Consider the following 12,255-nt stretch of genomic DNA (forward strand, 5'->3'; position numbering starts at 1 on the left):
TAGAGCTATTATCAGAAATTCGCCTCTTCAATTTAGAAGATGCGATAGATTATCCACTAAAGGTATTGTCCAAATATTGATCTTTGGCTTTGATTTCCTCAAATTCTAAGAATTGTTCCCAGAACGGTTCTTCGGGCAATGCAGCTCTTAGGATCAGTTTTTCTTTTTTGATAGGATGGATGAATACCAAATGGAAAGCATGAAGATTGATGCTCAAATCAAGGTTTGGTTTCACAAAACCATATTTTACATCACCTCTGATAGGGCATCCTATGGAGGCTAGCTGCACTCTGATTTGATGGGGTCGCCCTGACACTGGCCTTACTTCCATTAGCCAATGATCATTGAGCTTACCCAATCTTTTGTAAGTCAATTCAGCTTTTTGTGAACCTGGAGCTTCTTTTTCGAAAGCACTCACATAGTTTCTCTGCTCATCTTTTACCAAATAATGGGTCAATTTGTCCATTTCCTCTCTTGGCTTCTTTTTTACGATAGCCCAGTACACTTTGTGGATGTCTCTTTTTCTGAAGAGTTCCATCATTCTTTCTAGGCCTTTTGATGTTCGTGCAAAGACTACAAGCCCACTCACAGGTCGATCTAGTCTATGTACAGGATGAAGAAATACGTCACCAGGCTTGTTATATTTTTCTTTGATGTACTCTCTACAATAATCTGTGAGAGTTTTATCTTTGGTCTTATCTCCTTGTACCAATATTCCGGCAGCCTTATTTACCACCAAAAGATGGTTGTCTTCATAGACGACTGAGAATGGTTTCTTTTTCATGTTTTATAAATTGTTTTCAATTGTCACGTGGTCTCGAGACCTTTCGTGATGTTGATAAAAATAATCTTTTTGTGTATTTTGATGATTATTTTAATCGTGTCAATTTCATGTTTTTAAATTTAACAAGTTCAAAAAATATCTGCAATACCTTTAAGAGAATCGCTTAATTTAAATCAAAATTCCGATGTGAAGTGGAATTCTATTTCCGGGTAATTGTCCTGAACCATCTGCAACCATGATCGGGATTCAGCCATAAATACCAATTTACCATCTTTATCTCTAGCAATATGGCGGTTTTTTGACTGTACAAATTCATCCAACTTCTTTTTATCAGAGCTACTAATCCAGCAAGCCTTGTAAAGTTGCATTGGAGCAAATTCCACAGAGGCATTGTATTCTTGCTTTAATCTAAACTGAATTACCTCAAACTGAAGCTGACCGACAGTGCCAATTACTTTTCTAGAGCCCATGTCAAAAGTAAATAACTGCGCTACTCCTTCTTCCATCAGTTGTTTCAAGCCTTTTTCCATTTGCTTGGTTTTCATCGCGTCCTTGTTGATGACTTCTTTGAAGATCTCAGGAGAGAAGCTTGGGATTCCTTTGAATGTCATGTTTTCGCCATCGGTTAGCGTATCACCGATTTTCAGATTCCCAGTGTCATAAAGACCAATGATATCGCCAGGAAATGCCTCGTCAACCATTTCTCTATCCTGCGCCATAAACTGTGTTACATTCGAGAAGCGAAGTGGTTTTGGTCCACGCACATGATTGTAAGGTTTGTTTCTTTCAAATTTACCAGAACAGATTCTTAGGAATGCGATTCTGTTTCTGTGGTTCGGATCCATGTTTGCGTGGATTTTAAACACAAATCCAGAAAATTTCGATTCGGAAGGAAGCACTTCCCTGTCTTCCGTATTTCTGCTTTTTGGAGCAGGTGCTATTCTGATGAAGGTGTCCAACATTTCATTTACACCGAAATTATTCACGGCAGAGCCGAAAAAAACAGGTGCTACTTTTCCTTCAAGGTATTCCTTTGTGTCAAAGTCAGGATACACTCCTTCGATCAATTCTACATCTTCCCTCAATTGGTCTGCATTGTTACGACCGATCAATTCATCTAACCGATCTTCTGATAGATCATCAAAAACAGCTCGATCGTCACTCAGTTTTCTTTGGCTGGGACTGAAAAGATTCAGCTTTCTGTCATAAAGGTTGTATACACCCTTGAACCCTTTACCCATGCCAATTGGCCAAGATAAAGGTCTGACCTGAATGTTCAGTTTCTCCTCTACTTCATCCAAAAGCTCGTAAGGATCACGGCCTTCACGGTCAAGTTTATTAATGAAACAGATCACTGGTGTATTTCGCATGCGACATACTTCCATCAGCTTTTCTGTCTGAATTTCCACACCTTTCACACAATCTATTACCATGATTACAGAATCGACAGCAGTCAATGTTCTATAAGTATCTTCAGCGAAGTCTTGGTGACCTGGAGTATCGAGAAGGTTTATCTTGATGTCTTTATATTCAAATCCCATGACGGAAGTAGCCACAGAAATACCTCTCTGCTTTTCTATTTCCATCCAATCGGATTTAGTAGCGGTGTCAATTTTATTTGATTTTACTGCACCCGCAGTCTGAATTGCACCTCCGAAAAGGAGCAATTTCTCTGTCAATGTGGTCTTACCAGCATCAGGGTGGGCAATAATGGCGAATGTTCTTCGCTTAGCTATTTCTTTATTCAAACTCATCTGGAAGGGATTCAATATTTTTCCAAGGGGCAAAGGTACGTTTTTAACCTGAATTATGTACTAGGTTTAGAATTAGCGTGACTTAACGATTTTTGTGGATAGTCTTTAAAACAAAAAAAAGCCTTCACCAAATGTATGGCGAAGACTTGAATTTAGGTATTAAATTATTTTTGAAAGGTTTGTTTGCCTTTTAGTTTTTTTGAAGTTGATTTATTCTAAAAACTTCTCAGGAGAATCCTGCGAGGTTTCTTTGTTGTAAGATTATCAATTCTGTAGGAAATTGACTGGTCTATTAGGAGTCAGTTAAACAGTCATTATTTCCACTTCTTTTTTTGCAAGAAGTTCATCTACCTTTGTGGAAAATTGATCTGTCAATTTTTGAACGATATCTTCCGCCCTTTTGATTTCGTCTTCAGAAGCACCGTCTTTTTGTAGTTTCTTCAAAGAATCATTTGTGTCTTTACGGACTGTTCTGATACTCACTTTGCCAGATTCGCATTCTGCTTTGGCCATCTTTACCAATCCTTTTCTTCTTTCTTCTGTCAAAGGTGGGATTGTAAGGATGATGATTTCTCCGTTATTCTGAGGGGCAAGACCTAAATCAGAATTCACTATTGATCTTTCAATCTCAGAAATCAAATTTCTTTCCCATGGTTTGATCGACAAAGTTCTTGCGTCAGGAGTCGTCACAGATGCCACTTGTTGCAATGGGGTAGGTGCTCCATAATAATTCACCATGATGCCATCTAGCAAATTAGGCATTGCTTTACCTGCGCGGATTTTTACCAACTCTTGGGCAGTGTGGTCCACTGCTTTTTGCATAAGTTCTTTTGATTCGTCTAGGTGCAATTGAATTTCTTCCATGATTTTTTTCTATATGGATTATAATGATGTGATTAATGTTCCGATTTCTTCACCAGTCGCCAATTTCATCAAATTCCCTTCTTTATTCATATCAAATACTACAATAGGCAAATTGTTTTCTTGACAAAGTGTAAACGCAGTCATATCCATAATGTTGAGGTTTTTCTCGTATGCTTCTTGGAATGACAATGTGCTGTATTTTGTGGCCGACTTATCTTTTTCAGGATCAGCTGTATAGACGCCATCTACTCTTGTACCTTTCAATACTACTTCTGCTTCGATTTCTATGGCACGCAAACTTGCAGTTGAATCGGTAGTAAAATATGGGTTTCCTATACCGGCACCAAATATCACGATTCTACCTTTTTCCAAATGTCTGATTGCTCTTCTTCTGATGAATGGCTCACAAACGCTTTCTACTTTAATCCCAGACATTAATCGGGTAAACATATCGTTTTTTTCAAGTGCACTTTGCAAAGCCATTGCATTGATCAAAGTGGCCAACATACCCATGTAGTCACCTTGAACTCTATCTATACCTGTCTTTTCGGCCTGAACTCCTCTGTAAATATTACCCCCTCCGATCACAATGGCAATTTCTACTCCAAGCTCTTTGACCTTTTTGATTTCTTCGGCATACTTCTGCAGTCTATTGGGATCGATACCGTAATTATTCTCTCCCATTAGCGACTCTCCGCTTAGCTTTAGTAATATTCTTTTGTACTTCATTTCTGGCGTTTATTTGAAAAGATGTGCTTGATTTAATAATTTATGAAAATGATAAATTTTACAAATATAAACGCTACATCTTAGAATTCTAAAGTTGAAAGCTTAAAATTGAATTAGAACTTGGTTTTTCTCCACACTGTCGCCTTTTTTTATCTTGATTACTTTGACGATACCATCTCCAGGGGATTTGATGATGTTTTCCATTTTCATCGCCTCAAGGATCAATACAGCGTCTCCTTTTTTGACCTCTTCCCCTTCTGTGACTTTTATGTCAAATATCAATCCTGGCATCGGAGCCTTGATTTCTTTGGCTTGATTTCCTTTGTTGGTATTCATCCCCAATTTTTCCAAGAGTAAATCAAACTTGTCCTGCAACTTCACTGTCGCAGGCTTGTTGTTGAGTTTTAACTTGATCGTTTTTTCTTCAGGAACAATACTCACCACTTCCAAGTTGAATGACTTACCTTCGTGGATAATATTGTAGAACCTATCACCAGTTTTTTTTAAATCCCAAGTCAGGATTTCTTCGTTGACAACTATGGAATCACCAGATTTCTCAACTTTAATTACGGAATTATCAATATTTACTGAATACATTTCTATTATTTTGCGCCAATATACGATTTATCTTTAAAGGTCTTTTTATGAAAACCCAATATATCAAGCTTCTCCCTTACCTGATGGTCTTGTTTTTCTTTTCCTGTAAAAGTAACAAAACCCTGTCCATTGAGGAAAAAGATGAAGAGAAAATAGAAACTTCCATTATACCTAGTAATGACGATATTATCAGGAAGAAAGAAGCTTTGATTTCAGACTACAAACCTTCTAGGACAAGGCATTTTGATTTGCTACACACCAATCTTGACATTGCTTTTGACTTTGAGAAAGAGTGGGTTTATGGACAAGCTCATTTGACCTTAAAGCCATACTTTTTTGATCAGAATGAATTGGTTCTAGATGCGAAGGATTTTGATATTCATTCCTTTAGGTTAATTACAGAAGAAGGAGAAAATGAGTTGAATATCCGCTATGATTCAAAACAGATTACGGCTTATCTTCCTAAGAATTTTTCTGCAAATGATACATTGAATGTGATCATTAAATATACAGCAAAGCCCAACGAAAATCCCAAATCTGGAAGTGCTGCAATTACCGATACCAAAGGGCTTTATTTTATCAATGCCTCAGGTGAAGAAGATGGAAAGCCTATTCAAATATGGACTCAGGGAGAGACAGAGCATAATTCCAAATGGTTTCCAACCTTGGACACTCCCAATGAAAGAGCTACACAAGAAATCAAACTGACAGTCGATCAGAAATTCAAAACGATCAGCAATGGGGAATTGATTGATTCCAAATTGAATGCTGATGGCACCAGGACAGATCATTGGGATATGAACTTACCACATGCGCCATATTTGGCAGCAGTCATTGTTGGTGATTTTGTTGAGATTAAAGATTCATGGGAAGATATCCAAGTGAATTATTATGTAGAAGAGAAATATGCAGAGGGAGCAAAGAAAGTTTTTCAAAACACACCGGAAATGATTGGTTTTTTCTCTGAAGTACTTGGAGTGAGATATCCTTGGCAGAAATATGATCAAGTAGTAGTGAGGGATTTTGTCTCTGGAGCCATGGAAAATACCACAATTTCCGTGTTTATGGAGGAATTGAATTTGACAGAAAGAGAAGCTTTGGACAGTGAGTGGGATGGGATAATTGCGCATGAGCTTTTCCATCAATGGTTTGGTAATTATGTCACCACAGAATCTTGGGCAAATTTGACATTGAATGAAGCTTTTGCAAATTATTCTGAATATTTATGGTATGAATACAAAGAAGGGTCTGATGAAGCAGATCTTCATCATATCTCTGAAATGGAGCAATATTTAGACGAAGCCATTGGCAAGCAAGTTGATTTGATTAGGTTTTATCATGAAGATTCTGAAGAAATGTTTGACAGTCATTCTTATGCAAAAGGCGGTAGAATTCTTCATATGCTTAGAAGAAGCATTGGAGATCAGGCATTTTTCAAATCCTTAAATCACTATTTGACAAAACATGCCCTTTCAAGTGTGGAAGCACATGATCTTCGTTTAGCTTTTGAGGAAGTAATAGGTATGGATTTGAATTGGTTTTTCAACCAATGGTTTTTCGCTTCTGGTCATCCTATTCTAGAATATGAAGTGGATTACAGTGAAAAAGAAAATTTACTTTTGACAATAAGGCAAAAGCAGGATTTAGATACAACCCCTTTGTATCGAATCCCCTTTAAAGTAAGCTGGTATACCGATGGGAAAAGGTTTGAAAAGGTATTTGAATTGACTAAGGGTGTGCAACAATTTGCAATAGAAAATGCGGAACCCGTATCTGTACTCTATTTTGATGAAAGATCAGAATTGTTGGCAGAAAAAGTTAGTAAAAGAGGAAGGGATCATTTTGTGAGGCAATTTAATGAATCTGAGTTTGGAATAGCAAGATATGAGGCACTCGACAGTCTAGGAAGTGAATTTGCAGACGAAGAAATTTTTGCAGAAGTGGTTGAAAAAGGGCTAAATGATTCTTTTTGGTCTGTAAGGGAAAAAGCACTGCTTCAAATAGCGAGAAATCCAAACTTGCTGATGCAGATTACTTCAATTGAGGAAAAACTATTTGAAATGGCTGAAAATGATGTGCAAAATACAGTGAGGACAGGAGCTATAGAGCTACTTTCCCTAATAGATGCCAACAAGTATGCACCTGCATTTATCAGGTGGATCAATCATCCTTCTTATTATGTGTCAGGCGCAGCATTAAGTGCCTATTTGGACAACGAAGAGAACACAAATAGGGAAGAGGTCTCCCAAAGATTTGTTGAGGAAGAGAATATCAGGATTGTAGTCGCCTTAGCTGACTATTATATTACGGAATCTATTGAAGGTAAGGGTGAATGGTTTCATGATAAATTGAAAGTAATGAATGGTCAATCCTTGTATTACTTCATTGGATATTATGGAGACTACTTTTCAAAACTTCAGTCCGAAAAAGAAAATAAAGTAGCAGTTGAAAATCTATATCAAATTGGTTTAAATCATCAAGCAAATTATATCAGGGCTGTAGCTTTTCAGTCGCTTTTTGGGTTTGTAGACGAAGAAGGAGTCTTAGATAAAATCAAGGCTTTGTATGAGAAAGAAGAGGATGAGCAGGTAAAAAGGTACAAGGAATTTTATCTTTCTCCTTATCTAGAAGAAAATTAATTCATTGATTTCGAAAAGCTTAATTTGTACTTTGAAAAAAACATAAGAAAAAGATTAACATAATTTTGAATGTTTCAAAAAAGGGTATAATTTTGCCATCCGTTAAGACAACCAAAAGTATCAAAGTCTTAATGAAAAAAGTTGGGGGAATACCAAAGCGGCCAACTGGGACGGACTGTAAATCCGTTGACTTATGTCTTCACAGGTTCGAATCCTGTTTCCCCCACATTGCGATATTGTCAAAAATTTCATTACTTTTGCAATCACGTAATCAGAAGAGGTTTTAATTTGATTCAAAATCCGGTATTTTTCGGAAGTGAAAAAAGTTGGTAACCAAACAATAATAAGCGGGAGTAGCTCAGTTGGTAGAGCGGCAGCCTTCCAAGCTGCAGGTCGCGGGTTCGAGCCTCGTCTCCCGCTCTATGCTTTTATAGGGCATCAGTAATGTTACCAGCCGACGTAGCTCAGGGGTAGAGTACTTCCTTGGTAAGGAAGGGGTCACGGGTTCAAATCCCGTCGTTGGCTCAGAAACATTGGAATTAGAAAAAATAAATAAATTTATATCTTTAACTAAAACAGAGGATTTTCACGCATGGCAAAAGCAACCTTTGACCGTTCCAAACCGCACGTTAATATCGGTACGATTGGTCACGTAGACCATGGAAAGACAACTTTGACTGCTGCCATTACTACAGTATTGGCCAAAAAAGGTCTTTCTGAACTAAGAGATTTCTCTTCTATCGACAACGCTCCAGAAGAAAAAGAAAGAGGTATTACTATCAACACTTCTCACGTAGAATATCAGACTGAAAAAAGACACTACGCTCACGTAGATTGTCCAGGTCACGCTGATTATGTGAAGAACATGGTAACTGGTGCTGCTCAGATGGATGGCGCTATTCTTGTAGTAGCTGCAACTGACGGACCAATGCCTCAGACTAGAGAGCATATCCTTCTTGCTCGTCAGGTAGGTGTACCAGCACTTGTTGTTTTCTTAAACAAAGTGGATTTGGTAGATGATCCTGAACTTCTTGAACTTGTAGAAATGGAAGTAAGAGAGTTACTATCATTCTATGATTTTGATGGTGACAATATCCCAGTTATTTCTGGATCTGCCCTTGGTGGTTTGGAAGGAAATGACAAATGGGTAGATAAAATAATGGATTTGATGGACGCAGTTGATGAGTTCATTCCAATTCCTGAGCGTCTAGTTGACAAAGACTTCTTGATGCCTGTTGAAGACGTATTCTCGATCACTGGTCGTGGTACTGTTGCAACTGGTAGAATCGAAAGAGGTGTAATCAACTCTGGCGAGCCAGTTGACATTATCGGTATGGGTGCTGAAGGCTTGAAGTCTACAGTAACTGGTGTTGAGATGTTCCGTAAGATCCTTGACAGAGGAGAAGCTGGAGATAACGTAGGTCTATTGTTGAGAGGTATTGAAAAATCTCAAATCAAGAGAGGTATGATTATCTGTAAGCCAGGATCTGTTAAACCACACGCTCATTTCAAGGCTGAAGTTTACGTTCTTTCTAAAGAAGAAGGTGGACGTCATACACCATTCTTCAACAGATACCGTCCACAGTTCTACCTTAGAACTACTGACGTAACTGGAGAGATCAAACTTCCTGAAGGAGTTGAAATGGTTATGCCAGGTGATAACGTTACAATCGAAGTAAACTTATTGAATAAAGTTGCTCTTGAGAAAGGTCTTCGTTTTGCTATCCGTGAGGGTGGTAGAACAGTAGGAGCTGGTCAGGTAACTGAAATTCTTGACTAATCTTTAAGATTATCACATATTTTCAAATGCGATCTTGAATATTTTTTCGGGATCGCATTTGTTTCTTCCACCTTTTATTACTACTTTTGCGTTCCTTTTAGGAACCAAATGATCCTACGGGCATAGTTCAATGGCAGAATAGCGGTCTCCAAAACCGTTGATGGGAGTTCGAATCTCTCTGCCCGTGCAACAAGAAAGTAAAACCATGAATATCAAAAACTTTGTCGTTGAGTCAATAGACGAAATGAAGAATAAGGTCACATGGCCTTCCCATTCGTTTTTACAAAACAGTGCTGTTTTGGTCATCGTCGCTTCATTAATCTTTTCACTGTTGATCGGTGCTATAGATTTGGGTTTCGAGAATTTGATGAAATGGTTTTATGATTTATTTTAATTGAATTAGAATTACTGATGGCTGAACATAAGTGGTATGTACTTAGGGTGGTAGCAGGACAAGAGAAAAAGACTAAAGCTTATTTAGACAATGAAATTGTTCGCCAAAAACTGGAGGATTATATTCCCGAAGTTTTGATACCTTCCGAGAAAGTTTACGAAATGCGCAATGGCAAGAAAAGAGTTAGGGATAGAAATTTCTTTCCTGGCTATGTCTTGGTTAATGCGGATTTGACTCACGGTGAAGCAAATCATGTAATTACAAGTATTCCGGGTGTAATCGGTTTCTTAGGGTCAAACCAAGGGGGGGCTTCCAAAACTCCTGAGCCATTACGTCAATCAGAAATCAATAGGATTTTAGGTCGTGTTGAGGAGATTGATGAGTTTGCAGAGAAATTAGATACTCCATTTATAGTTGGGGAGACCGTAAAAGTAATGGACGGTCCTTTCAGTGGATTCGCGGGTACAATAGAAGAGGTGTTTGAAGATAAGAAGAAATTGAATGTTATGGTCAAGATCTTTGGACGAAATACCCCTGTAGAGTTAAACTTTATACAAGTAGAAAAACAAGACTAGGAAATGGCTAAGGAAATCACTGGTTATGTGAAATTACAGGTGAAAGGTGGCCAGGCAAATCCATCGCCTCCAGTTGGTCCAGCCCTTGGTTCAAAGGGTTTGAACATCATGGAGTTCTGTAAGCAATTCAATGCCAGAACCCAAGATAAAATGGGTTCAGTATTGCCTGTTTTGATTACTGTTTATTCTGACAAATCTTTTGATTTTGTAGTAAAAACTCCTCCAGCTGCAAATATGCTGATAGAGGCTGCAAAAATCAAAGCTGGTTCATCAGAACCAAACAGGAAAAAAGTAGGAACTGTTACTTGGGATCAAGTAAAAGAAATTGCTGAAGTGAAAATGCCTGACTTAAATGCTTTTAAGATAGAGTCTGCCATGAAAATGATTGCAGGAACTGCTAGAAGTATGGGTATCACAGTATCTGGAAAAGCTCCTTGGGAGGAATAAAATAAAAACTATGGCTAAGTTAACAAAAAAGCAAAAAGAAGCTCTTTCTAAGTACGACGCAAGCCAACAGTACTCCCTAGAGGAAGCTTCTTCTATTGTGAAGCAAATCACTAACACCAAATTTGATGCTTCGGTTGATCTTGACGTTCGTTTGGGCGTGGATCCTCGTAAAGCAGACCAAATGGTAAGAGGAGTAGTTGCATTGCCACACGGCACAGGTAAAGATGTTAAGGTATTGGTACTTTGTACCCCTGACAAAGAAGCTGAAGCTAAAGAGGCAGGTGCGGACTATGTTGGATTAGACGACTATATAGCGAAAATAGAAGGCGGTTGGACTGACATTGATGTCATCATAACTATGCCAAATGTAATGGCTAAGGTTGGTAGATTAGGTAGGGTTTTGGGACCTAGAGGCTTGATGCCTAACCCAAAATCAGGAACAGTAACTTTGGAAGTTGGTAAAGCTGTTAAAGAAGTAAAAGCTGGTAAAATCGATTTTAAAGTCGATAAGTTTGGAATTATCCATGCTGGCGTTGGTAAAGTATCTTTTACAGCTGAACAAATTCAGGACAACGTAAGAGAATTGATCAGCACTATTTCTAAGCTGAAACCTACTTCATCAAAAGGAACCTATTTCAGAAGTATTCATTTGTCGAGCACAATGTCTCCTGGAATTATTGTAGATAAAGGTAGTATTCAAGGAATTTAATCATGACTAGAGACGAAAAAAGAGAAATAATCGAAAGTCTTACCGAGAAATTCAAGGAAACCCCGTATTTCTACATTACTAATGCTTCAGGTTTTAATGTCGCTCAGGTAAATGCTTTCAGAAGAGCATGTTTTGAAAAAGGAGTCGAGTATAAGGTTTATAAAAATACACTAATTGCGAAAGCATTAGAGAACCTTGACGGAGACTACGCAAAATTTTCAGAAGCTACTCTAAAAGGCTTTTCAGGTATCGTATTTTCAAAAGAAATCAGTAACCTACCTGCAAAAGTAATTCTTGATTTCAGAAAGAAACAAGGTAAGAAAGAAACAAGACCAGTCTTCAAAGGCGCGTACATAGATTCAGATGTTTTCATCGGAGAGAATCAACTAGAAATGTTGTCAACTCTTAAATCTAAAAACGAACTTTTGGGAGATGTTATCGGTCTTCTTCAATCTCCAGCAAAAAACCTTATCTCTGCCCTTCAATATGGACAGAATACTGTGGCTGGGCTTGTTAAGACTCTCTCTGAGAAAGAATAATCATAATCATCAAATCAATTAGTTAAAAACAACAATTTAAATATTAATACAATGGCAGATCTTAAACAACTTGCTGATCAGTTGGTAAACTTGACTGTAAAAGAAGTAAAAGAATTGGCTGATATTTTGAAAGACGAGTATGGTATCGAACCTGCTGCTGCTGGTGCTGTAATGGTAGCTGGTGGTGGTGCTGGTGATGCTGGTGCTGCTGAAGAAGAAAAAACAGCTTTCGATGTAATCCTTAAAGCTGCTGGTGGTCAGAAACTAGCTGTAGTTAAGCTTGTGAAAGAATTGACTGGTCTTGGCTTGAAAGAAGCTAAAGAACTAGTTGATAGCGCTCCAAAAGCTGTTAAAGAAGGTATTGCTAAGGACGAAGCTGAAGCTTTGAAAAAGTCTCTTGAAGAGGCTGGAGCTGAAGTAGAAGTTAAGTAATTTGAAAATCTT

At 38.0% G+C, this 12,255-nt stretch carries 13 protein-coding genes and 4 tRNA genes; 12 read left to right on the forward strand and 5 right to left on the reverse strand.

Annotated elements, in window-relative coordinates:
• Window positions 1-49 precede the first annotated feature (49 nt).
• The 5 genes from MM236_RS11700 to MM236_RS11720 form a co-directional block, all read right to left on the reverse strand.
• Window positions 50-784, reverse strand: coding sequence for an RluA family pseudouridine synthase (locus MM236_RS11700; protein WP_241275173.1), 735 nt, complete (start codon window positions 782-784; stop codon window positions 50-52).
• Window positions 785-957: 173 nt separating this feature from the next.
• A complete protein-coding gene (locus MM236_RS11705; RefSeq protein WP_241275174.1) occupies window positions 958-2,538 on the reverse strand; it encodes a peptide chain release factor 3 in 1,581 nt (526 codons plus the stop codon).
• A gap of 303 nt (window positions 2,539-2,841) precedes the next feature.
• Window positions 2,842-3,402, reverse strand: coding sequence for a ribosome recycling factor (frr, locus tag MM236_RS11710; RefSeq protein ID WP_241275175.1), 561 nt, complete (start codon window positions 3,400-3,402; stop codon window positions 2,842-2,844).
• Between the two features lie 18 nt (window positions 3,403-3,420).
• A complete protein-coding gene (gene pyrH, locus MM236_RS11715) occupies window positions 3,421-4,131 on the reverse strand; it encodes a UMP kinase (protein WP_241275176.1) in 711 nt (236 codons plus the stop codon).
• 102 nt (window positions 4,132-4,233) lie between these two features.
• Window positions 4,234-4,728 (reverse strand): acyl-CoA carboxylase biotin carboxyl carrier protein subunit, encoded by a 495-nt coding sequence (locus tag MM236_RS11720; RefSeq protein ID WP_241275177.1) that lies wholly within the window; start codon window positions 4,726-4,728, stop codon window positions 4,234-4,236.
• Window positions 4,729-4,775: 47 nt separating this feature from the next.
• On the opposite strand from MM236_RS11720, the gene MM236_RS11725 reads away from it, so the two are divergent.
• From MM236_RS11725 to rplL, 12 genes are all read left to right on the forward strand, one after another.
• Window positions 4,776-7,367 carry a M1 family aminopeptidase gene (locus MM236_RS11725; protein ID WP_241275178.1) on the forward strand — a complete coding sequence of 864 codons (2,592 nt, stop codon included), beginning with the start codon at window positions 4,776-4,778 and terminating at the stop codon, window positions 7,365-7,367.
• 143 nt (window positions 7,368-7,510) lie between these two features.
• Window positions 7,511-7,593 (forward strand) — tRNA-Tyr (locus MM236_RS11730).
• A 121-nt stretch (window positions 7,594-7,714) separates the two neighbouring features.
• Window positions 7,715-7,787: transfer RNA gene (locus MM236_RS11735), tRNA-Gly, on the forward strand.
• A gap of 33 nt (window positions 7,788-7,820) precedes the next feature.
• Window positions 7,821-7,892 (forward strand) — tRNA-Thr (locus MM236_RS11740).
• A 67-nt stretch (window positions 7,893-7,959) separates the two neighbouring features.
• On the forward strand, window positions 7,960-9,147 hold the full coding sequence (gene tuf, locus MM236_RS11745) for an elongation factor Tu (protein WP_241275179.1): 1,188 nt from the start codon (window positions 7,960-7,962) through the stop codon (window positions 9,145-9,147).
• 116 nt (window positions 9,148-9,263) lie between these two features.
• Window positions 9,264-9,334, forward strand: a tRNA-Trp gene (locus MM236_RS11750).
• An 18-nt stretch (window positions 9,335-9,352) separates the two neighbouring features.
• Window positions 9,353-9,541: a preprotein translocase subunit SecE gene (secE, locus tag MM236_RS11755; RefSeq protein WP_241275180.1), complete on the forward strand. Its 189-nt coding sequence runs from the start codon at window positions 9,353-9,355 to the stop codon at window positions 9,539-9,541.
• A 17-nt stretch (window positions 9,542-9,558) separates the two neighbouring features.
• Window positions 9,559-10,116, forward strand: a complete 558-nt coding sequence (gene nusG / locus MM236_RS11760; protein WP_014772283.1) for a transcription termination/antitermination protein NusG — start codon at window positions 9,559-9,561, stop codon at window positions 10,114-10,116.
• A gap of 3 nt (window positions 10,117-10,119) precedes the next feature.
• Complete coding sequence (gene rplK, locus MM236_RS11765; protein ID WP_241275181.1) at window positions 10,120-10,563, forward strand: 50S ribosomal protein L11; 444 nt, start codon at window positions 10,120-10,122, stop codon at window positions 10,561-10,563.
• A gap of 10 nt (window positions 10,564-10,573) precedes the next feature.
• A complete protein-coding gene (rplA, locus tag MM236_RS11770) occupies window positions 10,574-11,272 on the forward strand; it encodes a 50S ribosomal protein L1 (RefSeq protein WP_241275182.1) in 699 nt (232 codons plus the stop codon).
• Between the two features lie 2 nt (window positions 11,273-11,274).
• Window positions 11,275-11,811 (forward strand): 50S ribosomal protein L10, encoded by a 537-nt coding sequence (gene rplJ / locus MM236_RS11775; RefSeq protein ID WP_241275183.1) that lies wholly within the window; start codon window positions 11,275-11,277, stop codon window positions 11,809-11,811.
• Window positions 11,812-11,862: 51 nt separating this feature from the next.
• Window positions 11,863-12,243 carry a 50S ribosomal protein L7/L12 gene (gene rplL / locus MM236_RS11780; RefSeq protein WP_241275184.1) on the forward strand — a complete coding sequence of 127 codons (381 nt, stop codon included), beginning with the start codon at window positions 11,863-11,865 and terminating at the stop codon, window positions 12,241-12,243.
• Window positions 12,244-12,255 lie beyond the last annotated feature (12 nt).

Origin of the sequence: Belliella calami, from assembly GCF_022549695.1 — a bacterium.
Lineage (GTDB): Bacteria > Bacteroidota > Bacteroidia > Cytophagales > Cyclobacteriaceae > Belliella > Belliella calami.